General features: G+C 63.7%; 13 protein-coding genes, 1 tRNA gene and 3 rRNA genes. 6 read left to right on the top strand and 11 right to left on the bottom strand.

Going from position 1 to position 25,183, the window contains the following annotated elements; genetic code table 11:
* Nucleotides 1–33: 33 nt before the first annotated feature.
* From ACEN9K_RS05130 to ACEN9K_RS05110, 5 genes are all read right to left on the bottom strand, one after another.
* A complete protein-coding gene (locus ACEN9K_RS05130) occupies nt 34–1,287 on the bottom strand; it encodes an MFS transporter (RefSeq protein WP_056391193.1) in 1,254 nt (417 codons plus the stop codon).
* A gap of 39 nt (nt 1,288–1,326) precedes the next feature.
* Complete coding sequence (locus ACEN9K_RS05125) at nt 1,327–3,507, bottom strand: elongation factor G-like protein EF-G2 (RefSeq protein ID WP_144601303.1); 2,181 nt, start codon at nt 3,505–3,507, stop codon at nt 1,327–1,329.
* 85 nt (nt 3,508–3,592) lie between these two features.
* Nucleotides 3,593–4,018 (bottom strand): ChaB family protein, encoded by a 426-nt coding sequence (locus ACEN9K_RS05120; RefSeq protein WP_043425668.1) that lies wholly within the window; start codon nt 4,016–4,018, stop codon nt 3,593–3,595.
* A 68-nt stretch (nt 4,019–4,086) separates the two neighbouring features.
* Nucleotides 4,087–4,163 (bottom strand) — tRNA-Thr (locus tag ACEN9K_RS05115).
* A 149-nt stretch (nt 4,164–4,312) separates the two neighbouring features.
* Nucleotides 4,313–5,200 (bottom strand): DsbA family protein, encoded by an 888-nt coding sequence (locus ACEN9K_RS05110; RefSeq protein ID WP_495635301.1) that lies wholly within the window; start codon nt 5,198–5,200, stop codon nt 4,313–4,315.
* Nucleotides 5,201–5,378: 178 nt separating this feature from the next.
* On the opposite strand from ACEN9K_RS05110, the gene ACEN9K_RS05105 reads away from it, so the two are divergent.
* From ACEN9K_RS05105 to ACEN9K_RS05090, 4 genes are all read left to right on the top strand, one after another.
* Nucleotides 5,379–6,881, top strand: a complete 1,503-nt coding sequence (locus tag ACEN9K_RS05105) for an alpha,alpha-trehalose-phosphate synthase (UDP-forming) (protein ID WP_495635300.1) — start codon at nt 5,379–5,381, stop codon at nt 6,879–6,881.
* Nucleotides 6,871–7,704: a trehalose-phosphatase gene (gene otsB / locus ACEN9K_RS05100; RefSeq protein WP_056391189.1), complete on the top strand. Its 834-nt coding sequence runs from the start codon at nt 6,871–6,873 to the stop codon at nt 7,702–7,704. The genes ACEN9K_RS05105 and otsB overlap by 11 nt, the downstream gene beginning before the upstream one ends.
* 218 nt (nt 7,705–7,922) lie before the next feature.
* Nucleotides 7,923–9,005, top strand: a complete 1,083-nt coding sequence (locus ACEN9K_RS05095; RefSeq protein WP_018772048.1) for an ABC transporter ATP-binding protein — start codon at nt 7,923–7,925, stop codon at nt 9,003–9,005.
* Nucleotides 9,006–9,158: 153 nt separating this feature from the next.
* The gene (locus ACEN9K_RS05090; protein ID WP_018772049.1) at nt 9,159–10,577 is read left to right on the top strand and encodes a DUF4032 domain-containing protein; all 1,419 of its coding nucleotides are present in this window, start codon (nt 9,159–9,161) and stop codon (nt 10,575–10,577) included.
* A 3-nt stretch (nt 10,578–10,580) separates the two neighbouring features.
* Here the strand turns inward: ACEN9K_RS05090 and ACEN9K_RS05085 are convergent, their stop codons facing one another.
* The gene (locus ACEN9K_RS05085; RefSeq protein ID WP_495635299.1) at nt 10,581–11,951 is read right to left on the bottom strand and encodes an FAD-binding oxidoreductase; all 1,371 of its coding nucleotides are present in this window, start codon (nt 11,949–11,951) and stop codon (nt 10,581–10,583) included.
* A 177-nt stretch (nt 11,952–12,128) separates the two neighbouring features.
* Between ACEN9K_RS05085 and ACEN9K_RS05080 the strand changes: the two genes are divergently transcribed.
* Together ACEN9K_RS05080 and ACEN9K_RS05075 are read left to right on the top strand one after the other, a co-directional pair.
* Complete coding sequence (locus ACEN9K_RS05080; protein WP_495635298.1) at nt 12,129–13,862, top strand: glycoside hydrolase family 13 protein; 1,734 nt, start codon at nt 12,129–12,131, stop codon at nt 13,860–13,862.
* Nucleotides 13,863–13,864: 2 nt separating this feature from the next.
* Nucleotides 13,865–14,935, top strand: a complete 1,071-nt coding sequence (locus ACEN9K_RS05075; protein WP_495635297.1) for a LacI family DNA-binding transcriptional regulator — start codon at nt 13,865–13,867, stop codon at nt 14,933–14,935.
* On the opposite strand, the gene ACEN9K_RS05070 is transcribed toward ACEN9K_RS05075, so the two are convergent.
* From ACEN9K_RS05070 to ACEN9K_RS05050, 5 genes are all read right to left on the bottom strand, one after another.
* A complete protein-coding gene (locus tag ACEN9K_RS05070) occupies nt 14,932–15,459 on the bottom strand; it encodes an SRPBCC family protein (protein WP_056391176.1) in 528 nt (175 codons plus the stop codon). The genes ACEN9K_RS05075 and ACEN9K_RS05070 overlap by 4 nt on opposite strands.
* Nucleotides 15,460–15,590: 131 nt before the next feature.
* Nucleotides 15,591–15,707 (bottom strand): 5S ribosomal RNA (gene rrf, locus ACEN9K_RS05065).
* Nucleotides 15,708–15,879: 172 nt separating this feature from the next.
* Nucleotides 15,880–19,009: ribosomal RNA gene (locus ACEN9K_RS05060) — 23S ribosomal RNA — on the bottom strand.
* A 488-nt stretch (nt 19,010–19,497) separates the two neighbouring features.
* A 16S ribosomal RNA gene (locus ACEN9K_RS05055) occupies nt 19,498–21,020 on the bottom strand.
* The 16S, 23S and 5S rRNA genes sit together here, the layout of an rRNA operon.
* A 458-nt stretch (nt 21,021–21,478) precedes the next feature.
* Entirely contained in the window at nt 21,479–25,183 is a 3,705-nt protein-coding gene (locus ACEN9K_RS05050) for a 1,4-alpha-glucan branching enzyme (RefSeq protein ID WP_018771178.1), read from the bottom strand.

Raw genomic sequence — 25,183 nt, 5'->3', positions numbered from 1 at the left:
GGACGACGCGTCCGGGGCCCGGGTATTTGCGGCTCAGGGCGCTGCCGCGAGCCCGGTAGCAACATCTGCCGGCGAGCGCCGGCGGCGGCTGAGGAGGATGAAGGGTGCCGCCAGCAGCTGCACCGCGCCGCCCAATGCGAGCGATGCCGGGTAGCCGTAGAGGTCTGCGGCCCTGCCGAGCGCCGGCTGCACCACCACTCCCCCACTGGACCCCATGAGCGAGGCGAAGCTCAGGACGGTTGCCCGCTGTTTCGAGCCGATCATGTCGTTCAGGTAGGCCTGGCGCACGGGGGTTCCGGCGGAGGCCACCACGGCCCAGAGTGCCAGGAGCACCAGTGCCAGCCAGAAGATGCTGGTGGCCAGGAGCACCACCAGGACCACCGAGCTGGTGATGGTTGAAATGATCAGGACGGTGGTGCGCCGGCGGACCAGTTTCCGGACCAGCGGAGCCAGCCAGCCGCCCAGGATGTCCGCGCCGGCAACAATGGCCGCTGCCAGGCCTGCGATGGCGTAGGCCCTGGGATCTCCGAAAAGCTGCAGCAGGTAAGGCTGGAGGGCATAGAAGACATAGAATCCCACGCCCTCGGTGAACGGCGCAGCCAGCATCATGTACCTCACCGGCGGGTTCCGCAGGCCGCCGTCCAGCGAGGCGCGCAGGACAGCCCGCGTGGCCTGCACCGGGTGGGCCGAACGCTCCGGGGTGAAGCCGACGTCGTGCATGAGCAGGAAGGCCACCGCGAACATTGCCACCAGCACCGCGACGCGCAGCAGGAACGGCACGCCCAGGTTCGTTGCCTGCGCGATGACGCCGCCGGCCACTGACCCTGCCAGCATGGCGATCCCGGAAACCATCTGGCCGCGGCCCAGGACCGCTTCCAGGCCGCCGTCGTAACCGGAGAAGTGCAGGGCGTCCACCAGCCAGGCTTCCACTGCCCCCGAAAAGAAGGTGAAGCCAAGCCCCAGCAGCGCCGACACCCCGGCCCACCACCAGAACGGTGCGGACAACTGCCACAGCAGGTAATAGAGGTAGGTGGATCCTGCCAGGGTTACGGTGCCCAGCAGGAAGGAGGTCCGGCGCCCCCAGCTGTCCGCGACTACCCCGGTGGGCACTTCGAAAAGCACCATCCCGGCAGTGAAGAAGGCGTTTGCAGCGAAGGCCTCCAGGTTGGTCAGCCCGGCGTCGAGCAGGAACAGCGTATTGATGCCCCAAATGAACGACGCCGCAAGGGTATTGCCCAACGTCAGCGTCAGGTATACGGTCTGGATCTTTCGTGCTGCGGCGTTCACCGGCGGCCGTTCCCTTTATCTGTTCCTGCCATGGCGGGCTCAGGATGGGCTGTAATTGGGGGGTACGGGGTCATGGCGCAGGTACTGGCGGCGGAAGCGCCCGGTGCCGGCGGTCAGCGCCCGCAGTTCCACGGCATACCGCAGGAGTTCCTGGTCCGGGACTTCGGCGCTGATCTCCGTGAGGCCCTCACCGGAAGAGGTGGTGCCGGTGAGGCGTCCCCGCCGGCCGGACAAATCACTCATCACTGTGCCCACATGTTCATCGGCGACCGTGATGGAGACGGATGACACCGGCTCCAGCAGCTGGATCCTTCCTGCTGCCGCGGCCTCCCGGAGCGCCAGCGCCCCGGCCGCCTGGAACGCCGCATCCGACGAATCCACGCTGTGGGCCTTGCCGCCCACCAGGGTGACCCGCAGGTCAACTACGGGAAAGCCCGCGGCGACGCCCTTGTCCATTTGGGCCCGGACGCCCTTCTCAATGGACGGGATGAACGTTCCCGGGATCACGCCGCCCACCGTCTTGTCCACGAACTCGAACCCCGCGCCGCGCTCCAGCGGTTCCACCTCGATGTCGCACACGGCGTACTGGCCGTGTCCGCCGGACTGTTTAACATGGCGGCCGTGGCCGGAGGCGGCTGTGGCAAACGTTTCCCGCAGCGGCGTCACCACGTCCACGGTGTGCAGTTTCACTCCCTGTTCGCGCAGCCTGTCCAGGACCACCTCCGCGTGCGCTTCGCCCATGCACCAGAGGACCAGCTGATGCGTTTCGGCGTTCCGGTCCACCCGCAAGGTGGGGTCTCCCGCCGCTATCCGGCCCAGGCTGCGGGCCAGCGCGTCCTCGTCGCTGCGGGAATCGGCTTCCACGGCAACCGGCAGCAGCGGCTCAGGCATTTCCCACGTGGCGAGCAACAGCGGGCTTTCCCGGGCGGAAATGGTGTCGCCGGTTTCGGCGCTGCCCAGCTTCGCCAGGGCACACATGTCCCCCGCCACGCAAAAGGGGACGGGGCGAAGGGTGGCACCCAGCGGTGAGTAGATATGGGTCACCCGTTCATCGGTGTCATGGTCCTGGTGACCCCTGTCGGCCAGGCCGTGGCCGCCCACGTGGACCGGCGAGTCTTCCCGGAGCGTTCCGCTGAACACCCGCACCAGGCAGATGCGGCCCAGGAAGGGATCGTTGGAGGTGCGCACCACCTCGGCGGCGAGGGGGCCGGACGGATCGCAGGACAGGCTCCCGGCCGGTTCCCCCGCGAGGTCGGTGGTGTCCGGCAGGCTGCGCTCCCCTGGCGGCGGAAAGGCGCGGACCAGCAGGTCCAGCAGTTCGGCGGTCCCCAGCCCGGTGACGGCGGACGTGGGCAGCACGGGAAAGAACGAGCCACGTGCGACGGCGGTTTCCAGGTCTGCTGCGAGCACTCCGGTGTCGATGTCCTCGCCTTCCAGGTAGCGGTCCATCAGCGTTTCGTCTTCGCTTTCGGCGATGATGCCCTCGATGAGTGCGCCCCGGGCAGGCCCGGCAGCCGCGAGTTCATCCGGCGTGGCGGCCCGGACTTCAGGGGTTGCCTCGCCGGAGGAGTAGTCCGTTACCTCCCGGGACAGCAGGCCCAGGAGGGACAGCGGCCCGGCGGCCTCCTCTGCTGAGGGCAATGGGACACACAGCGGCAGCACGCCCTCGCCGAACGCTTTGCGGCAGGCGGCCAGGGCGCCGTCGTAATCTGCCCGCGGGTGGTCCAGCCGGGTGATCACGACGGCGCGTGGCAGCAGCATGTGCGCGCACTCGCCCCACAGGGCGGTGGTGGTGGCGTCGATTCCGTCCACGGCCGACACTATGAAGAGGGCAGCATCGGAGGCGCGCAGCCCCGCCCGCAGCTCACCAATGAAGTCGGGGTAGCCCGGTGTATCCAGGAGGTTCACTTTTGTCTCGTCCACCATCAGGGGCACCAGGGACAGGGTGACGGAGCGCTGCTGGTGAACCGCGGCGGGGTCCGAGTCGCTGACCGTGGATCCGTCGGCGATGGAGCCTTTGCGCGTGATCATGCCGTTGGCTGCCAGCAGCGCCTCGATCAGCATTGTTTTCCCGGCGCCCGAGTGACCCACCAGGGCCACGTTCCGGATCCGCGCCGGGTCCTGGGCCGCGATGCCGGTGGCTTGGTCGGCGCGCTTTGACTCAGGCCCGTTCCTGCCGCCTCCCGCCCGCGCTGACTCCTTGGTGCTCTTCACCGACATTGGAACCTCCTGGCATCATCGCCGACCCGACCTGACGTGTCCCTCTGATTCGACACCTTGGACGGCAGGACGGCAAGAGCACAGGCTATTTGCTGCGGGCTTTGCGGGTGGCGGCGTCGTTGGCCTTCTGGATGGCCTTGACCAATTCACCCTTGTCCATCTTCGAGCGGCCTTTGACGTCCAGTTCCCTGGCCAGTTTGTAGAGGTGGTCCTTGGACGCATTGGCGTTGACTCCGCCCGCGGTGGGTTCGGAGGAGCTGATGCCCTGTTCTGCGCGCTTGTCCGACGGGCCCCTTTTTTCCTTGGGCTCCCAGTGGTCGCCCACTTTCTCGTAGCTGTGCTTCAGGGATGCGTATGCTGCCCGGGCCGCCCGCTGCTCATCCTGGTCGTACGACTCAAGGGCGGAATCATAGGTCTTGGCGAATGTGTCCTGCGCCTTTTGCTCAGAACGCTGCAGGGTGGAAGGAAGTTCTTCCTTGCGGGCATGATCGTTCTTGCCGGTCTTGGGCATGGCACCCATCCTCCTTTAGTCAGCACGCTGATTATGTGGATGGATCCAGCTTAAACCCGGAGGTTGAATGGAGCCCCCTGTCGGATTCGAACCGACGACCCCCGCTTTACAAGAGCGGTGCTCTGGCCAACTGAGCTAAGGAGGCGCGCCCCTGCGGGCGTGCACCGTGAAGGCGCTAGATAAGGTTAGCCCAACTCCCGCCGGGCGTAAAAACGCCGGACTACTGGCGGTGAATGCGCCAGGGGCCCGCCCCGGAAACGGTCCGGAGCGGGCCCCTGCCCTGGCTGGGAATCCTTAGCCCTTGGCGGCGATGGCTGCCTGCAGGAAGTCCGGCAAGGGCGTCTGCGCGCTGTCGCCCTTGCCCCACTGCTTGCCGTCCACGAACACGGTGGGCGTACCGGTGACGCCGATGGCCGCGGCCTCCTTCGTGGTGAACTTCACGAACGGGCGGTAGGTCTTGTCATCGACGCAGGAACCGATGTTGACGCCCATGTCGGACGCCATCTTCTTCAAATCACTGTCGGAAAGGCCTGCGCTGCCTTCCGCCGGCTGCTTGGCGAACAATGCGTTGACGAAATCGGAGTACTTCTCCGGGGATTCGTTGACCACGCACGCTGCTGCGTTGGCGGCCCGGGATGAGTAGTTGGTGGTGGACCGGCTGTCCAGGAATCCGAGGGCCCGGTACTCAACGGTGATCTTGCCTTCGTTGCGCAGCGACGTGAGCTGGTCGTTGTACTGGGTCTCGAAGTTCTTGCAGATGGGGCAGATGAAGTCGATGTAGAGGACCACCTTGACCGGCTTGCCCGCCTCCGCTTCGGCGCCGGGAGCCACTACCTCGGCGGGCGCCGTCTTCGGCGCGTCCCCCAGGGAGGCGGCGTCAACCGTGGCCGGTTCCGACTTGGCCACATCCGTATTGGCCAGCAAAGTGACGCCGCCATGCACGTTGGCGTTGGCAGGCGTGGGGCCCTGGTCCGCTATGGGGGCGTTCTGCTTGAGGCTGTTCGTCACCACCAGCGCCACCACCACCAGGATGGCCACCACTGCCGCCACGATGCCCCAGCCGATCAGCAGCTTGTTGCGCTTGTCCTTCTTCAGCTGCTCTTCCCTGATCAGGCGCGCCTTTTCCCGCGCCTCCGCGGTTCGCTCAGCCTTGGACTTACGTACTTCGTTTGCGGGGCTCATGAGTTCCTTGGGTCGGTCGACGTAGGGGGACCACTTCGTGGCACTCCAACATTTTAGGGGAGAAAGCTGAGCGCTTGCGGTTTCAACCATTCCACCGGCTTGACCAACGGACGAATAGCCCCGATGATTCCGTCCGGCTAGGGTGGCTAAGAGGCACAAGCAACCCCAGGGGGCAGCAATGCAAACACCCGTCCAGGAAAAACCCGCCGGCAAAGCAACGGCCGGCAGCTCCGGTCCCAGCCATGCCGGCCATACGAAGTACGACTTCATGGTGGTCTCCAACAGGCTGCCTGTTGACCGGGTCGCGGCAGGGGATGCCGGTGATGACGAGTCTGGCTGGCGCCGCTCCCCCGGGGGACTGGTGACCGCCCTGGCCCCCATGATGACCAAGACAGACGGCGCCTGGGTCGGATGGCACGGCGCGCCGGACGAGACTGTCAAACCCTTCAGCCACGGCGGCATGGACCTCGTCCCGGTCCAGCTCAGCAACGACGACGTGGAGCTGTACTACGAGGGGTTTTCCAACGCCACCCTCTGGCCGCTCTACCATGACGTCATTGCCCCGCCGGAGTTCCACCGCACCTGGTGGGACGCCTACCGAAGGGTCAACCGCAGGTTCGCCGACGCCGTCGTACAGCATGCGGACCAAGGCGCCACCGTGTGGGTGCAGGATTACCAGCTCCAACTGGTGCCCCGCATGCTGCGCGAGGCGCGGCCGGACCTGCGCATCGGATTCTTCAACCACATCCCGTTTCCTCCGCCGGAGATCTTTGCCCAGCTGCCGTGGCGCCAGGCCATCATCGACGGACTCCTCGGCGCAGACCTGGTGGGTTTCCAGCGGCCCAGCGATGCCGGAAACTTCATGCGCTCCGCTCGCCGTTTCCTCGGTGCCAGCGTTAAGCAGCAGCAGGTCCACGTAAAGGGCCAGGACGGGCAGGTCACACACATTGCCCGGGCACAGGCCTTCCCCATCTCCATCGACGTCAAGCACATCAGCGAGCTTGCCGCCAGGCCGGACATCATTGAGCGCTCCCGCCAGATCCGCCAGGATCTGGGGAACCCGAAGACCATCCTGCTCGGCGTCGACCGACTGGATTACACCAAGGGCATCAGGCACCGGCTTAAAGCCTTCGAGGAGCTCCTGGCAGACGGCAAGCTCTCGGTTGGAGACGCCACCCTGATCCAGGTGGCCAGCCCCAGCCGCGAACGCGTCGAGCAGTACCGGCTCCTGCGTGAGGAGGTGGAGGGCACGGTGGGCCACATCAACGGCACCTACGACACCATCGAGAACACCGCCGTCCGCTACCTGCACCACAGCTACCCCGTGGAGGAGATGGTGGCGCTGTACCTTGCCGCCGACGTCATGCTGGTCACGGCCCTTCGGGACGGCATGAACCTGGTCGCCAAGGAATACGTCACGGCGCGCACCAACAACGACGGCGCGCTGGTCCTCAGTGAGTTCGCCGGCGCAGCCGACCAGCTCAAGCAGGCACTGCTGATGAACCCGCACGACATCGACGGCCTCAAGAGCGCCATCATGCGTGCCGTGGAGATGCAGCCGCGGGAGTCCGGCCGCAGGATGCGGGCCATGCGGAAGCAAATCCTCGAACACGACGTGGACCACTGGTCCGCCGACTTCCTGAACGCACTGAACGAGAAGGTGGTCCGCGATGACTCCTGACGGCCACACCAAGGCAGCGCTGGCACTCACCCCAGAACTGCGGGAAGCGCTGCACCGGATCGCCGGGACCGGGCACCTGCTGGTGGCCATGGACTTTGACGGGACCATGGCCCCGATCGTGGGCCGTGCCCAGGATGCGCGGCCGCTTCCACGCTCAGCCGCGGCGCTCGCGGGGCTCGCCGTGCTTCCACGCACGACGACGGCACTCATCTCCGGGCGCGCCCTCGCCAGCCTGCGGGAGGTGGCGTCTCCGCCCGTGGACACCCTGCTGATTGGCAGCCATGGGGCCGAAGCCTGGCTTGGGCCGGGCTCCACGGAACTGACGCTGGACGACGGCCAGAAGACCCTCCTTGAAGAGGTGCGCGCCGAGCTGGCGGCTATCGTCGCGGAGGCGCCTGGCACGTCCCTGGAATACAAGCCCGCCGGCGTCGTCCTGCACACCCGACTGGCTGCGGATGACGTGGCCGAGGACGCGGTGTCAGCAGCCCGGTCGGTGCTCCAGGAGCGAAAGGGCGTCTTCCTCAAGGAGGGCAAGCGCGTCCTGGAGACCTCCGTGGTCAATGCCTCCAAGGGCGAAGGCGTCAGCTTCCTGCGGCAGGCCACCGGGGCCACTGCCGTGCTGTTCGCCGGTGATGACGTGACGGACGAGGACGCTTTCGGCCGGCTTGAACCAGGCGACGTGGGGGTCAAGGTTGGCCTCGATTTCACCCAGGCCCAATACCGGGTGGAGGCGCCTGTCCATATCGCGGAGCTGCTGGAAGCCCTGCTCCAGGAGCGGAGCATCGCCGTCGCCGAGGAAGACCCCCAGGCCGCTTCCGGATAGCCCGTGGCCGGAAGCACATGTGACATCCGTAACATTTGCGGTAAAAGAAGCAACTTCTGGCATACTCTTGGGTGTGATGTGGCGCACAACAACCGTGCGGCGTCACGTGGTGCTCCGCGCAAAGCCGCGGAGCATTTTGTGGGAACACAACTGAATAAACATGAACCATTCACAACGGATCGTCCGGCACGTACCTGCCGGTGAAGGGATTGATAACTGTGGCTACAGTTACTTTTGATAACGCTACGCGTCTGTACCCGGGCACAGATAAGCCCGCCGTCGATAAGCTCAACATCGACATCGCCGATGGCGAATTCCTGGTCCTCGTTGGACCCTCCGGCTGCGGCAAGTCCACCTCCCTGCGCATGCTCGCCGGCCTGGAGGACGTCAACGCAGGCCGCATCCTGATCGGTGACCGTGACGTCACCGATGTTCCGCCGAAGGACCGCGACATCGCGATGGTTTTCCAGAACTACGCGTTGTACCCGCACATGACTGTGGCCGACAACATGGGCTTCGCCCTGAAGATCGCCGGCGTCTCCAAGGAAGAGCGCGCCGAGCGCGTCCGCGAAGCCGCAAAGCTCCTTGACCTTGAGCAGTACCTGGACCGCAAGCCGAAGGCACTCTCCGGCGGCCAGCGCCAGCGTGTTGCCATGGGCCGCGCAATCGTCCGTAACCCCCAGGTCTTCCTCATGGATGAGCCGCTGTCCAACCTGGACGCCAAGCTCCGTGTCCAGACCCGCACCCAGATCGCATCCCTGACCCGCCGCCTGGGCGTCACCACCGTCTACGTCACGCACGACCAGGTCGAGGCCATGACCATGGGCGACCGCGTCGCCGTGCTGAAGGACGGCCTGCTGCAGCAGGTGGACACCCCCCGCAACCTCTACGACCGCCCCAAGAACGTCTTCGTTGCCGGCTTCATCGGCTCCCCCGCCATGAACCTGCTGGAACTTCCCGTCGTCGACGGCGGCGTCCAGTTCGGCGGCACCGTCTACCCCGTGCCGCGCGACGTCCTCGAAGAGGCACACGGCTCCACGGTTACGCTGGGCAGCCGTCCCGAGGACCTGGAAACCGCTCCGCACGGCGAAGGCCTGAAGGTTGAGGTGGATGTCGTTGAAGAGCTCGGCGCCGACGCCTACGTCTACGGCCACACCACGCTGGACGGCAAGGACCACGACATCGTGGCCCGTGTCGACGGCCGCCGCCCCCCGATGAAGGGCGAGGTCATTTACGTCCGTCCGCAGTCCGGCCACGTGCACCTCTTCGACACGAAGACCGGCCTGCGCCTGGGCGACTAAACTCCCCACCGGCACCCTAACGGCGTGGGCCCACCCACGCGCGTAACTGACGGCGGTCCGCACCTTTTCGCAACGGTGCGGGCCGCCGTCGGCCTTTAACCATGGCCGCACAGGATTTACCGTCCCTGCCCTGAGTACGGAAGAATTGAGCCCATGACCGAGGAACACAGCGCCCAGTGGCATGACGAACCCACAGACTATGCCCAGGTGGGTAAGCTCCCGCGGTTCGTGGCCGCCAGCGCCGACGAGAACAAGGCCGCTTCGGTAGCCTCCTCGCTGAGCATCACCGCCGCAGCGGCGGATCCGGAGCTGCTGGACCTGCCCTGGCACATCGCCCTCGAGGAGTGGCCGGCGCAGTACCTGGCCGCACTCCCCCGGGGCATCTCCCGGCACATCGTGCGCTTCGCCCACCTTGGCGGCTCGGTGATTGCCATCAAGGAAACCTCCGAGCATGTGGCCCGGCACGAGTACCACATGCTGCGCAAGCTGGCCCGGCTGGACGTCCCCTGCGTGGAGCCCGTGGCCGTGATCACCGGCCGCACCACCCCTGACGGACGCCCGCTGAACCCCGTCCTGGTGACCCGGCACCTGAAATTCTCCATGCCGTACCGCGCACTGTTTTCGCAGATGCTGCGCAAGGACACCCTGACCCGCCTCATCGACGCCCAGGCGCTGCTCATGGTGCGGCTGCACCTGATCGGGTTCTACTGGGGCGACGTCTCGCTGTCCAACACCCTGTTCCGCCGCGACGCCGGCGCGTTTGCCGCCTACCTGGTGGACGCCGAAACCGGTGAGCTCTACCCCGACCTCTCCACCGGCCAGCGCGAATACGACCTTGAGATCGCCAGGGTGAACATCGCCGGCGAGCTGATGGACCTCCTGGATGGCGGTCTCATCGAGGAAAAGGTGGACCCCGTGGCCACCAGTGAGCTGATCATGGACAGCTACCGGCGGCTGTGGGCCGAGCTGACGGAGAAGGAATCCTTTGAGCTGGGCGAACGCTGGCGGGTGAGCGCCCGCATCCGGCGCCTGAACGAACTCGGCTTCGACGTCGAGGAATACGCCATAAAGACCACCCAGAACGGCTCCACCATCCAGCTCCAGCCCAAGGTGGTGGACGCGGGGCACCACCAGCGGCGGCTGCTGCGGCTTACCGGCCTGGACGCCCAGGAGAACCAGGCCCGCCGCCTCCTCAATGACATGGACTCCTTCCGGGCGGACAACAACCCGGACATGGATGAGGAATACAGCGCCCACCTGTGGGTCAGCCAGATCTTCGAACCGATCGTGCGCGCCATTCCCCGGGACCTGTCCGGCAAACTGGAGCACGCCGAGGTGGTCCACGAGGTCCTGGAGCACCGGTGGTACATGTCCGAGAAGCAGGAGCGCCACATTCCGCTGGCGGAAGCTGTCCAGTCCTACATCGACTCGATCCTCCGGCACCGCCGGGACGAGGCCGCGATCATGCTGAACCCTGATACCGAGCTGCTGAAAATCCTTGAGGTGGAGACCGAGGAGTCCCGTTACGGCGAAGACGAATCGGTGGACGAATACCCGGATTCGGACGACTGAGTCCTAGATCGCCTTACCGGGGTTGAGGATCCCCGCGGGATCGAACAGGTCCTTGATCCTGCGCTGGAGCTCCCGCACCGGTTCCGGCTGCTCCTGTCCCAGCCACCGGAGCTTGTACTGCCCTACTCCGTGCTCACCGGTGATGGTGCCGCCCATCGCCAGCGCCGCGGTGATGGACTCGTCCAGTGCCGCCTGCAGCCGCTGCATGGCTGCGGAGTCCACGCTTGCCCCCTGCCGGTCGATCCAGAATGTGGGGTGCAGGTTGCCGTCACCCGCGTGGGCCACCACCTTGAGGTGTACCTGCTGCCTGCCGGCCATCGCTTCGAGCTCCGCGACGTAGTCCACCAGCCGGGACCGGGGAACAGCCACATCTTCGCCGACGCGGTACTCGTCGTCCACCTCCGTCCCCCTGCTGTGACGGCGAAGTTCCACCAGCCGTTCCGCCTCGGCACTTGCCTCCGTGCTGACAGTTGCCCCGCCTTCACGGAGGACCTGGCGGACCACCTCCGCCTCGGCGGCGGCACCGAACCCGTCCGTCTGGATCAGCAGCAGTGATTGTCCGCGGGCGGTGAGGTCGGAGCCGTGAATGTCGTCGAGCTGGGCCAACGTGCCGCCGTCGAGCAGTTCCATGATGGCGGGCTGCACGCGCGCCTTGCCCACGGCCAGGACCCCTGCGGCGGCGCTCCTGAAATCCGGGTAGAAGGCGGCCACGGTGTGGACTTCGCGGGGCAGGTACTTCAGCCGCACGGTAATTCCGACGACGATGCCCAGGGTTCCTTCAGACCCCACGAACAGGCCCGTGAGGTCGTAGCCCGCCACCCCTTTGAAGGTTTGGTGGCCTGTGTGGATGAGCGAACCATCGGCCAGGACGACGTCCAGCGCCAGGACCGAATCCCTGGTGACCCCATATTTGGCGCAGCGCAGGCCGCCGGCGTTGGTGGCGACGTTGCCGCCGATGGTGGAGCTTCGGAAACTGGCCGGATCGGGCGCGTACATGAGGCCGTGCGCTGCTGCGGCTTCGTTGAGGACGGCATTGACCACGCCGGGCTCCACCATGGCTGTCTCATCGTCGGGGTTCAGGGCGAGGATCCGGTTCATCCGCTCCAGCGAGAGGATGATGCAGTTCCTGGTGGCATGGGCACCACCGGAAACGCCTGTACCCGCACCCCGGGGGACAATGGCCACTCCGCTGCCGGCGCAGGTTTTCACCACCGCCTGCACGTCGGCCACTGATTCGGCGAACACCACCGCCAGGGGAAGCTGGAAATCGATGACGGGGGCCTGGTCGATGGCGTACCGCCGGAGCGAGACCTCGCTGACATCCAGCTGCCCTGGCGCCAGGATGGCCTCCAGCTCGTCAACGATGCTTCCCACAAAGCCTCCACCCGTCGTCGGACATGTCTACCCAGTCTAGGGCGTGCGACGCTCCGGTCTTTTGGATTTGCCGGCGTGCAATCGCTTCCAGTTGTTGGACTGGAGAGCCTTGAAAGTTCGTGCGAAATTAGGCGAAACATGTATGGAAGCGTTTTCATTTATCGCCCGTCCGCCGCTATGCTGGCTTTCATGTCTGTCGATACTGTGACCCAGGACACCTCAGCTGCCACTGGCCCCCTGACGCTCATCCACGCTGCCGATACCGCTCCCGGCTGGTGGCGCTCTGCCGTGATCTATCAGGTCTACCCCCGGTCATTCCGGGACCTGAACGGTGACGGCGTGGGAGACCTCGCGGGAATTACCGAGGAACTGCCGCATCTGGCGGACCTGGGCGTCGACGCTGTCTGGCTGTCACCCTTTTACCGTTCCCCCCAGCGTGACGCCGGATACGACGTCAGCGACTACTGCGACGTTGACCCGATCTTTGGCACACTCGCCGACTTCGACGTCATGATGGCCGAATCCCACCGCCTGGGCCTGCGGGTCATCGTGGACCTGGTGCCCAACCACTGTTCGGACCAGCATCCGGCGTTCCAGGCAGCCCTTGCGGCACCGGCCGGAAGCCCCGAACGGGACATGTTCATCTTCCGTGACGGCACCGGGCCTGACGGAGAGGAGCCACCGAACAACTGGCAGTCACACTTTGGCGGACCTGCCTGGACACGGGTAACAGACGCCGACGGCCGGCCGGGCCAGTGGTACCTGCACCTCTTTGACTCCTCCCAGCCGGACTTCAACTGGGACAACGCCGCCGTCCACGCCGAGTTCGAGCGCGTGCTGCGTTTCTGGTTGGACCGCGGCGTGTCCGGTTTCCGGGTGGACGTAGCCCATGCCCTGGTCAAGGCCCCGGGCCTGCCCGCCTGGGGCGGCCGGGCCGATGGCGGCAACAGCGACGGGTACCCCGGCCAGGAGGCACCCATGTTCGGGCAACCCGGCGTCCACGACATCTACCGCAACTGGCGGCTGATCCTGGACGAGTACGGCCCGGACCGGATCCTCTGCGCCGAGGCAAGCGTGGACCTTCACCGGCTGGCCCACTGGGTCAGGCCCGACGAGATGCACCAGGCGTTCAATTTCCCCTACCTCCATGCGGGCCTGGACGTCTACCGGCTGCGCTCGGTCATCACCGATTCCCTGACCGTCCTTGACGGCGTCGGCGCCCCGAGCACATGGGTGCTGTCCAACCACGATGTGGTCCGCCATGCCAGCCGGTTTGGCTACAACGGCCATGGCCCACGGGACGGCGACGGCATCGGGGCGGCCGATCCCCAGCCGGATGAGGAACTCGGCCGGCAGCGCGCAGCTGCTGCCTCGCTGTTCATGCTGGGACTGCCCGGTGCCGCCTACCTCTACCAGGGCGAGGAGCTGGGGCTGCCGGACGGCATCGACATCCCCGGCCACCTGCGCCAGGACCCCACGTTCGCCCGGACCGGCGGGCAGCGGCTTGGCCGTGACGGCTGCCGGGTGCCGCTGCCCTGGCGTGCCGGAGAACAACACCTGGGCTTCGGTTCGGGAAATGAACCATGGCTGCCCATTCCCGCTTCCTTTGGCGGGTTGGCGAGGGACCTGCAGGCGGAATCGCCGTCGTCGCACCTGTCCCTCTACCGCGACGCCCTGGCACGCCGCCGCGACCTGGACCTGGGCCGGGGATCCCTGTCCTGGGCCGAGGACTGGTGCACCGGGTCATCGCTGGGCTACCTCAACGGCACTACGCTGGTGGTTATGAACCTGAACCACGAGCCGCTGGAGATACCTGCGGGCCGCGTCCTTATCCGCAGTACGAGGTCCGGCACGGAAGGACTGCTGGCTTCGGGCGAAACCGCCTGGATCCGCATCACAGCTGCAGGCTGACCATGGCGGGCATCAAAGAAGTTGCCAGCCGGGCCGGCCTGTCCGTGGCCACCGTCTCCAGGGCGCTGAGCGGCAAGTCCAACGTCTCCTCCAGGAGCCGCCGCCTTGCGCAGGAGGCGGCACGGGAACTCGGGTTCGTCCCCTCTTACCACGCCTCCAGCCTCGCCTCCGGGCGGAACCACAACATCGGCCTGGTGGTGCCCAACGTCCAGCGCTGGTATTTCTCTTCGGTCCTGGAGGGCGTTTCGGAAGCCCTCCTGGATGCCGGCTACGACCTGACGCTGTACAACGTGGGAGAGCAGCCGGAGCACCGCAGCAGCATTTTGAACGATTTCCTGCTGCGGAAACGCCTGGACGCCGTCATTGCGGTGGCGCTGGTACTCAGCGAGGAAGAGATCGGCCAGCTGCTCGCCGTGCACCGTCCGATTGTGGGCATCGGCGGGGCGCTGCGGGGCGCCTCGACCATAAGAATCGACGACGAAGGCCTGGCCATGATGGCCACCCGGCACCTGATCGGGCTGGGCCATACCCGGATCGCGCATGTTACCGGGGATGCGGCCTTGAACCGCGACTTCAACCTTCCGCAGCTGCGCAAGAAGGGCTTTGCTGCGGCGATGGCAGCAGCCGGGCTGACGGTGCGGCAAGAGTGGCAGGCCACGGCCGACTTCACCATCCAGGGCGCGTACGCGGCGGGCCGCCGGCTCCTGGGCATCTCCGCTGACCGCCCCACCGCAGTCTTCGCCGCGTCCGACGAGATGGCCGTGGGCATCATGCTCGCCGCCCGGGACTTCGGCCTTCAGGTCCCACAGGACCTTTCCGTCGTGGGGATTGACGGGCACGAACTTGCAGAGACATTCGGGCTGACCACAATCAGCCAGGATCCACGCGGACAGGGAAGGCTGGCGGCTGCCACGGCTTTGGCCCTACTGGACAATGCCGGTGGAAGTTCCGAGGGCGCAGGTTCCGACGGCGGCCTGGCGGCGGATGGAGCGCGGGACCAGGAATACCCTACGGAGCTTGTGATCCGGAACAGCACCGCCGTGCCGCCGGACAAGGCCGCGGGGCGGGGCTAGGCCACGCCTCCAGGCGAGCTGTCCTCTGCGGCGTCCCCGGCGCCCATGAACCGCGCATACCTGTCCAGGATCCGGGGCCACGCCTCCGCGTACTCTTGACGCGCGGCGGCAGGATCCTCGGCGCCTTCCCACCCTTCATGGAAGACCCGGACTTCAGTTCCGCCGCCGAGGGCGCGGAACGCCACCAGGAGCTCGGTGGACCACAGCGCCGTAGTGCCGGGATGCCAGGTGGCATGGAAGGACAGGGGCGGCTGCCAGTCATCAAGGGTTCCCCAGATACTGGTGCGGCCGTCATCGGCTGTTTCGAGGATGAGGTTCTCTTCAAACTCCACGTAGGAGCCGGCACCATAGACACCGTGCTGCTCAAGGGGCCACCAGAGGTGGGTGTGCTCCGTGAAACCAACGAAAGCCCGGGCCACGGGACCGGGCACGACTACGGTGTTGACCACCGGTTCCAGCGGCTCAATTGCCCGCTGTCCGGCTTCTTCGAAAGGGTCCTGCGGGTGGCTGAAGATGCTGCTCATGAGGGACTACTCTACCCCCGGGCAGCGGTGCCCGGGGGTAGAGTCCGCCCGGAGGCAGGGCATCCTCTTTGTGCTGTTCGGTTAAAGCAGCAGGGCCCTGACATTCGTTGTCAGGGCCCTGCTTAATGTGTGTCCGGCGGTGACCTACTCTCCCACACCCTCCCGGGTGCAGTACCATCGGCGCTGTGGGTCTTAGCTTCCGGGTTCGGAATGGGACCGGGCGTTTCCCCCACGCTATGACCGCCGTAACCCTTGTACCCGCCCGCCCGGTGTTTTGTTCGGGGGTGGGAAGTCTGGTGGTTACAACATTGTGGTGTTGTTATTCAGTTGTGGTGGTTCCGTGCCGTGACAACCCCGGTGTTGGGGGGTTGTTGGTTGGGAACCACATAGTGGACGCAAGCAGAGTTTGTATGTATCTGTGTGGTGTAAGTTGTTGGCCTATTAGTACCGGTCAGCTTCACGAGTCGTTAGTCCTCGCTTCCACATCCGGCCTATCAACCCAGTGGTCTGGCTGGGGGCCTCTCACACCCGAGGGTGTATGGAAATCTCATCTCGAAGCGAGCTTCCCGCTTAGATGCTTTCAGCGGTTATCCCATCCGAACGTAGCTAATCAGCGGTGCACTTGGCAGTACAACTGACACACCAGAGGTTCGTCCGTCCCGGTCCTCTCGTACTAAGGACAGCCCTTCTCAAATTTCCTGCGCGCGCAGCGGATAGGGACCGAACTGTCTCACGACGTTCTAAACCCAGCTCGCGTACCGCTTTAATGGGCGAACAGCCCAACCCTTGGGACCTACTCCAGCCCCAGGATGCGACGAGCCGACATCGAGGTGCCAAACCATGCCGTCGATATGGACTCTTGGGCAAGATCAGCCTGTTATCCCCGAGGTACCTTTTATCCGTTGAGCGACGGCCATTCCACAATGTACCGCCGGATCACTAGTCCCGACTTTCGTCCCTGCTCGAGATGTCTCTCTCACAGTCAAGCTCCCTTGTGCACTTACACTCGACACCTGATTGCCAACCAGGCTGAGGGAACCTTTGGGCGCCTCCGTTACTTTTTAGGAGGCAACCGCCCCAGTTAAACTACCCATCAGGCACTGTCCCTGACCCGGATTACGGGCCGAAGTTAGATGTCCAAAGTGACCAGAGTGGTATTTCAACGATGACTCCACCCGAACTGGCGTCCGGGCTTCAACGTCTCCCACCTATCCTACACAAGCCACTCCGAACACCAATACCAAACTATAGTAAAGGTCTCGGGGTCTTTCCGTCCTGCTGCGCGTAACGAGCATCTTTACTCGTACTGCAATTTCGCCGAGTTTATGGTTGAGACAGCGGGGAAGTCGTTACTCCATTCGTGCAGGTCGGAACTTACCCGACAAGGAATTTCGCTACCTTAGGATGGTTATAGTTACCACCGCCGTTTACTGGGGCTTAAATTCTCAGCTTCGCCTTGCGGCTAACCGGTCCTCTTAACCTTCCAGCACCGGGCAGGAGTCAGTCCGTATACATCGTCTTGCGACTTCGCACGGACCTGTGTTTTTAGTAAACAGTCGCTTCCCCCTGGTCTCTGCGGCCCCGATCCCCTCCACACCGCAAAGGGTGTATCAAGGTTGGGGCCCCCCTTCTCCCGAAGTTACGGGGGCATTTTGCCGAGTTCCTTAACCATAATTCTCTCGATCGCCTTGGTATTCTCTACCTGATCACCTGTGTCGGTTTGGGGTACGGGCGGCTAAAACCTCGCGTCGATGCTTTTCTCGGCAGCATAGGATCACCAAATCCCCCCAAACGGGGGTCCCATCAGATCTCAGGCACCATGAGTGGCGGATTTGCCTACCACTCGCCCTACATCCTTAGACCGGGACAACCATCGCCCGGCTCGGCTACCTTCCTGCGTCACACCTGTTAATACGCTTGCCTCCCGGGATCAGGTCCTGCGCTCCACCAAAACCCTCACACCACAAGGGCGCTCGGGCAGGCTTCGGGCAGTTAGTATCCCCCGCTCAGCATGGGCGGTTTTTCGCCGGTACGGGAATATCAACCCGTTGTCCATCGACTACGCCTGTCGGCCTCGCCTTAGGTCCCGACTTACCCAGGGCAGATTAGCTTGACCCTGGAACCCTTGATCATTCGGCGGACGGGTTTCTCACCCGTCTTTCGCTACTCATGCCTGCATTCTCACTCGTGTAGGCTCCACCGCTGGTTTACACCGCGACTTCACCGCCCACACGACGCTCCCCTACCCATCCACACGCCTGAACCACAAGGGCTTAGCTAAAATGTGAATGCCACAACTTCGGCGGTGTACTTGAGCCCCGCTACATTGTCGGCGCGGAATCACTTGACCAGTGAGCTATTACGCACTCTTTTAAGGGTGGCTGCTTCTAAGCCAACCTCCTGGTTGTCTGGGCAACTCCACATCCTTTCCCACTTAGCACACGCTTAGGGGCCTTAGTTGGTGGTCTGGGCTGTTTCCCTCTCGACTATGAAGCTTATCCCCCACAGTCTCACTGCTGCGCTCTCACTTACCGGCATTCGGAGTTTGGCTGACGTCAGTAACCTTGTAGGGCCCATTAGCCATCCAGTAGCTCTACCTCCAGCAAGAAACACGCAACGCTGCACCTAAATGCATTTCGGGGAGAACCAGCTATCACGAAGTTTGATTGGCCTTTCACCCCTACCCACAGCTCATCCCCTCCATTTTCAACTGAAGTGGGTTCGGTCCTCCACGACGTCTTACCGTCGCTTCAACCTGGCCATGGGTAGATCACTTCGCTTCGGGTCTAGATCACGCCACTCACACGCCCTATTCAGACTCGCTTTCGCTACGGCTGCCCCACACGGGTTAACCTCGCGACGTAACACTAACTCGCAGGCTCATTCTTCAAAAGGCACGCCGTCACCAGAATCAGACTGGCTCCGACGGATTGTAAGCACACGGTTTCAGGTACTGTTTCACTCCCCTCCCGGGGTACTTTTCACCTTTCCCTCACGGTACTGGTCCGCTATCGGTCATTAGGGAGTATTTAGGCTTATCAGGTGGTCCTGACAGATTCGCACGGGATTTCTCGGGCCCCGTACTACTTGGGATACTCTCACAGGCGGTACAAACACATTACGGTTACGGGACTAACACCCTCTCTGGCCGGCCTTTCAAAACCGTTCACCTATGCGCGCACATCACACCCCACCAGCCCGGCAGAACTGGTATGGAAAGTCCCACAACCCCGACCATGCAACGCCCGCCGGCTATCACACATGGAACGGTTTAGCCTGATCCGCGTTCGCTCGCCACTACTAACGGAATCACTATTGTTTTCTCTTCCTGCGGGTACTGAGATGTTTCACTTCCCCGCGTTCCCCCCACGCACCCTATGTGTTCAGGTACGGGTCACCGAGTCACTCGCGCGCTCGGCGGGGTTTCCCCATTCGGACACCCTGGGATCACAGTCCGGTTATCGACTCCCCCAGGCTTATCGCAGATTCCTACGTCCTTCTTCGGCTCCTAATGCCAAGGCATCCACCGTGTGCTCTTAAAAACTTGACCACAAAGATCAAAAACATTTCTCGAGAGAACCACAGAAACCAACCACACCCCAACACCCAAAGGGCATCAACAGCGCAGCCAGATCCAGGTTCATTAATCTTGGAAATTGCTTCTTATACAAGATGCTCGCGTCCACTATGTAGTTCTCAAACAACAACCCCACACCACACACCCCACACACCCAAACAGGCGCACGGAACGTCACGGCAGGGAAACCAGAAACAAACAAACCCAGGGGAAAACCCCCGGCCCTGTTGCCTCAGGACCCAACAGTGTGCCAAACACAAAACCACGCATCCCCCCGCCCCACCGTTCCAGAACCATCACTGGCTCGTACTAGACAAGACAAAAAAACACGCAGCCGCTATTTGTTGATATTCCACCCATGAGCACCCGCCACGGAACAATCGTCCATGCTGCGGGCTTGCTTCCTGACAACCCCCCACACCGGCATTCACCAGCACAGAAGAGTTGGAGGTGCTCCTTAGAAAGGAGGTGATCCAGCCGCACCTTCCGGTACGGCTACCTTGTTACGACTTAGTCCCAATCGCCAGTCCCACCTTCGACAGCTCCCTCCCACAAGGGGTTAGGCCACCGGCTTCGGGTGTTACCAACTTTCGTGACTTGACGGGCGGTGTGTACAAGGCCCGGGAACGTATTCACCGCAGCGTTGCTGATCTGCGATTACTAGCGACTCCGACTTCATGGGGTCGAGTTGCAGACCCCAATCCGAACTGAGACCGGCTTTTTGGGATTAGCTCCACCTCACAGTATCGCAACCCTTTGTACCGGCCATTGTAGCATGCGTGAAGCCCAAGACATAAGGGGCATGATGATTTGACGTCGTCCCCACCTTCCTCCGAGTTGACCCCGGCAGTCTCCTATGAGTCCCCACCATCACGTGCTGGCAACATAGAACGAGGGTTGCGCTCGTTGCGGGACTTAACCCAACATCTCACGACACGAGCTGACGACAACCATGCACCACCTGTAAACCAGCCCCAAAGGGGAAACCACATTTCTGCAGCGGTCCGGTTCATGTCAAGCCTTGGTAAGGTTCTTCGCGTTGCATCGAATTAATCCGCATGCTCCGCCGCTTGTGCGGGCCCCCGTCAATTCCTTTGAGTTTTAGCCTTGCGGCCGTACTCCCCAGGCGGGGCACTTAATGCGTTAGCTACGGCGCGGAAAACGTGGAATGTCCCCCACACCTAGTGCCCAACGTTTACGGCATGGACTACCAGGGTATCTAATCCTGTTCGCTCCCCATGCTTTCGCTCCTCAGCGTCAGTTAATGCCCAGAGACCTGCCTTCGCCATCGGTGTTCCTCCTGATATCTGCGCATTTCACCGCTACACCAGGAATTCCAGTCTCCCCTACATCACTCTAGTCTGCCCGTACCCACCGCAGATCCGGAGTTGAGCCCCGGACTTTCACGGCAGACGCGACAAACCGCCTACGAGCTCTTTACGCCCAATAATTCCGGATAACGCTTGCGCCCTACGTATTACCGCGGCTGCTGGCACGTAGTTAGCCGGCGCTTCTTCTGCAGGTACCGTCACTTACGCTTCTTCCCTACTGAAAGAGGTTTACAACCCGAAGGCCGTCATCCCTCACGCGGCGTCGCTGCATCAGGCTTTCGCCCATTGTGCAATATTCCCCACTGCTGCCTCCCGTAGGAGTCTGGGCCGTGTCTCAGTCCCAGTGTGGCCGGTCACCCTCTCAGGCCGGCTACCCGTCGTCGCCTTGGTAGGCCATTACCCCACCAACAAGCTGATAGGCCGCGAGTCCATCCAAAACCACAAAAGCTTTCCACCAACCACCATGCGATGGAAGGTCATATCCGGTATTAGACCCAGTTTCCCAGGCTTATCCCAGAGTCAAGGGCAGGTTACTCACGTGTTACTCACCCGTTCGCCACTAATCCACCAGCAAGCTGGCATCATCGTTCGACTTGCATGTGTTAAGCACGCCGCCAGCGTTCATCCTGAGCCAGGATCAAACTCTCCGTTGAAGTAAAACAAAAACAGACACAACCACAACCACCGGAAATAACGGCAGAAACAGCTGCACAAAATTTGAAACCAGCTAAAAACACCATGCACACCACGGGGTGGCGGCACAGCACAATCAACCAATTACATACATAATCGGTATCAACAAACTTGGCACACTATTGAGTTCTCAAACAACAGACACACCCGGCACCACCCAAACCAACGTCCAGGCTCGCTCCGGAGCAACTTTCCAAACTTACCGGCTGATCTCTCTCGTGTCAAACCGGCGTCCGCGACCATCCTCAGCGTTAGCTTGGGGGGTTCGGTTTTCCGTCTGACTCCGTGGAGCAGCGCGGAAATAAACTCTACCACCACTCATTACGGATCGCCAGTCCGCTGCCGGAGGGCGTCCTGCGGACAGCCAAAAGGCCCGGAACCACGCGGATTCCGGGCCTTTCGCTTACTGCATCTGCCGTTATTTCTTCCCGTCGGCCTGGTCAGCCGATGCGGCCCCGGGCTTGAAGTAGGACGCTCCCAGCGGGGGAAGCGTGACAGTAAGGGTGGCCGGCTGGCCATCCTGTCCCTCGTTGGTGGCCTTCAGCTCTCCACTGTTCAGCACACCCGATCCGCCGTAGGTGGTGTGGTCCGTATTAAGGACCTCGGTCCATGCGCCGGCCGTGGGAACTCCAAGGGTGTAGCCGACGTGCGGCGTACCGGAGAAGTTGATGGCGCAGACGACCGGGTTGCCGTCGGCGTCCCATCGGATGAAGGACAGGACGTTACGGTCGGCGTCTCCCCCGTTGATCCACTGGAAACCCGCAGGAACGTTGTCCTGGGTGTAGAGGGCGGGTGTGGCAGCGTACAGCTCGTTCAGGTCCTTGGTCAGCAGCTGCAGTCCGCGGTGCGCGGGGATGTCCGCGAGCCACCAGTCCAGTCCGTGCTGCTCAGACCACTCCGCTTCCTGGCCAAACTCGGTTCCCATGAAGATGAGCTGCTTGCCGGGGTGCGCCCATTGGTAGGCAAAGAAGGCGCGGAGGTTGGCCAGCTGCTGCCAGCGGTCGCCCGGCATCTTGCGGAGCATGGAGCCCTTGCCGTGGACAACTTCATCGTGGCTGATGGGCAGCAGGAAGTTCTCCGTGAAGGCGTAGACCAGGGAGAAGGTGACCGTTCCGTGGTGCCACTTGCGGTTGAAGGGATCCTCGGAGATGTACTTGAGGGAGTCGTGCATCCAGCCCATGTTCCACTTCAGGCCGAAGCCCAGGCCACCGTGGCTGGTGGGAGCGGTGACGCCCGGGAAGGCCGTCGACTCTTCCGCGATCATGACGGCGCCGGGGTGTGTCTTGTAGACGGTGGCGTTGACTTCCTGCAGGAAGGAGATGGCTTCCAGGTTTTCCCTTCCGCCGAAGCGGTTGGGCCGCCACTGGCCTTCCTGGCGGGAGTAATCGAGGTAGAGCATGGAGGCCACCGCGTCCACGCGCAGGCCGTCGATATGGAACTCATCCAGCCAGTACAGCGCGTTGGCCACCAGGAAGTTCCGGACCTCGGTGCGGCCGAAGTCGAAGATCAGGGTGCCCCAGTCCGGATGTTCCCCCAGCGCCGGATCCGCGTGCTCGTAAAGAGGCTCGCCGTCGAACTGGGCCAATGCCCAGGAATCCTTTGGGAAGTGTGCAGGCACCCAGTCCAGGAGCACGCCGATGCCCGCCTGGTGGAGGGCGTCCACCAGGTAGCGGAACTCGTCGGGATGTCCGAACCTGGACGTGGGTGCGAAATAGGAGGTGACCTGGTAACCCCAGGAACCGCCGAACGGATGCTCCGCGACGGGCATGAATTCCACGTGCGTGAACCCGAGCCACTTGACGTACTCCACCAGTTCGTCGGCGAGTTCACGGTAGCCAAGGCCCAGCCGCCAGGACCCGAGGTGCACTTCGTAGACGCTCATGGCCGAGTTGTGCGGGTCCCGTTTGGCCCGCGCTTCCATCCATTCGTCGTCCTTGAAGGCGTAGGAAGGTTCCACCACCCGGGACGCCGTCAGTGGGGGCACCTCCGTGCCGAAGGCCAGCGGATCGGCCTTTTCCACCCAGTAGCCGCCCCGTGTCAGGATCTCGTACTTGTAGCAGGCACCTGCCGGGACGCCGGGAATGAACACTTCCCAGACACCGGAGGAACCCAGCGACCGCATGGAGTTTTCCCGTCCGTCCCAGGCGTTGAAATCGCCCTTGACCCGGACGGCCTGCGCGTTGGGGGCCCAGACAGCGAACGACACACCGTTGACGTCCCCAAGCGATGATTTGTAGTGCCGCACGTGGGCACCGAGAACCTGCCACAGTTTTTCGTGCCGGCCTTCACCAATGAGGTGCAGGTCCACTTCGCCTACGGTGGGCAGGTAGCGGTAGGGCTCATCAATGGTCACCGGGTCCTTGCCCGGGTAGGTGACCGAGAGCCGGTAGTCGGGAACGTGGCCCTGGTCCTGCGGATCCAGGACCGCAACCCAAACGCCGTGTGCCTCGTGCTGCATTGGCACTTCACCGGCTTGGGTGACCACGGTGATCGCTTCGGCAAGATGCTTCACGGTGCGGATGGTGACATGCCCGTAGTCGTCCAGGTGCGCGCCCAGGACGGAGTGGGGGGCGTGGTGTTCACCGTTCGCGATCCTGCCCAGGGTGCCTTCATCCACGTGCAGCGGCACCCCCGGCTGGTCAGTTCGTGCTGAGCCTGTCATTTTGTTACCTTCCGATGCTGCACCGGCCTGATCGCCGGCACCGTTACCGCTTAGGAGCCGCCTGGAGGCGTTTACTGGAATCGCCACCCAGTCGGGCCTGTTACGCATTTCATAAACAACTTCGTACAGCGCCTTGTCCAGCCACAATGCCACAAACAGGGGCGAGGTCCGGTCCACCGTGCCGGGAATGACCCCCGCGTACCCGGCAAGGAAGGCATCAGCGCAATCGTCGACCCAGCTGTCCGGGACCTGCGCACCTTCCTGCTCGCGCTGCGCCGCACCGGCCGCGTAGTCGAAGGAGCGCAGCATTCCCACCACGTCCCGGAGTGGTACGTCCGGGACGTTCCGTTCGGAGATGGGCCGCAGGGGCTCGCCCTCGAAATCCAGGATGGCCCAGCGCGACTGGTCGCCGGATTGTCCGGTCACGAGGAGGATCTGGCCCAGGTGGAGGTCGCCGTGGATGCGCTGCAGCGGCCCGGCGGGAACCTTGTCCAGGTCAGCCAGCAGGGCGTCCAGGGCGTCGTCGTAAGGCCCGACGGCGGCACGGGCTTCCGCCCAAGCAGCGCGGACACGCTGGGCAACAGCAGCTCCTGGCGCCTTTCCGGGTTCGGGCTCGGCTGACTGCCCCAGTGCCTCCGCCAACCGCTTGTGCACCGTTGCGGTGGCCGCGCCCAGGGCTCGGGCTTCTGCCGTGAAGTCGGTGCCGGAGCGGGCGGCGTCAACCGCCAGCCGCCAGGCGTCGCGGCCGCCGGCGAGGAACTCGTGGGCCACCGCAAGCTCACCTTGGACGTAGCGGCTGCTTTGTCCGGCGTTACCGGATTTTCCGAGCCACTCCCCGCGGACCCAGCCCAGGGTGGCGGGGACTTCCGCTGTGCCGGCCCTGGTCAAGGCAGCACCGACTTCAATCTCCGGGTTGGTCCCGTCCGACAGGACGCGGAAGAATTTCACCATGGCGGCAGATTCGCCGTCGTCCACGATGACTGAACTGTTGGACTGCTCCCCCGAGAGCACCTTCACCACGCCCTTGGCAGTGGGCAGGCGGTGCGGCCCTTCCACCCGGAAGCCGGTGGCACTGCCGCTTGCGGCCTTCGACCCGTCCCGGATGAGGTCGAGCCAGGCGCCTACGAAGTCGGGGTCGTGGACAGCGTCGTAGACCCAGGGACGGGTTGGATCCATTCCTGCGGCTTCGCCTACCAGCGCCCGTTCCATGCCGCCGGCCGGTGCCGGGCGGAAGCTCAAGGGGACCTGGACCACGGCGCTGCGCGGGCCGCCGTCGGGCCCCTCCATGGTGACGTTGAGGAGGAATACGGCCAGCGCGGCGTGCCCGGTGGGATCCTCCAGGCCCAGGCTGCCGGCCTGGGAAATGGCGAAATCGGGTGTCTTGACGGGGAACCATCGCTGCTGCGGCAGCCATTCCTTGAGCAGCGCGGTCAGGGCGGGAGTGAGGATTGGCTGGTTCAT

Source organism: Pseudarthrobacter sp. Pseusp20, from assembly GCF_059492155.1.
The sequence above is the reverse complement of the archived record's forward strand: the minus strand, read 5'-3'. Positions and strand labels throughout refer to the sequence as shown.

Coding starts and splice junctions, on each gene's coding strand:
- ACEN9K_RS05125 (WP_144601303.1), bottom strand. CDS start 3,507: ATGTCGGTGAAGAGCACCAAGGAGTCAGCGCGGGCGGGAGGCGGCAGG.
- ACEN9K_RS05120 (WP_043425668.1), bottom strand. CDS start 4,018: ATGCCCAAGACCGGCAAGAACGATCATGCCCGCAAGGAAGAACTTCCT.
- ACEN9K_RS05110 (WP_495635301.1), bottom strand. CDS start 5,200: ATGAGCCCCGCAAACGAAGTACGTAAGTCCAAGGCTGAGCGAACCGCG.
- ACEN9K_RS05105 (WP_495635300.1), top strand. CDS start 5,379: ATGCAAACACCCGTCCAGGAAAAACCCGCCGGCAAAGCAACGGCCGGC.
- otsB (WP_056391189.1), top strand. CDS start 6,871: ATGACTCCTGACGGCCACACCAAGGCAGCGCTGGCACTCACCCCAGAA.
- ACEN9K_RS05090 (WP_018772049.1), top strand. CDS start 9,159: ATGACCGAGGAACACAGCGCCCAGTGGCATGACGAACCCACAGACTAT.
- ACEN9K_RS05080 (WP_495635298.1), top strand. CDS start 12,129: ATGCTGGCTTTCATGTCTGTCGATACTGTGACCCAGGACACCTCAGCT.
- ACEN9K_RS05075 (WP_495635297.1), top strand. CDS start 13,865: ATGGCGGGCATCAAAGAAGTTGCCAGCCGGGCCGGCCTGTCCGTGGCC.
- ACEN9K_RS05070 (WP_056391176.1), bottom strand. CDS start 15,459: ATGAGCAGCATCTTCAGCCACCCGCAGGACCCTTTCGAAGAAGCCGGA.
- ACEN9K_RS05050 (WP_018771178.1), bottom strand. CDS start 25,183: ATGAACCAGCCAATCCTCACTCCCGCCCTGACCGCGCTGCTCAAGGAA.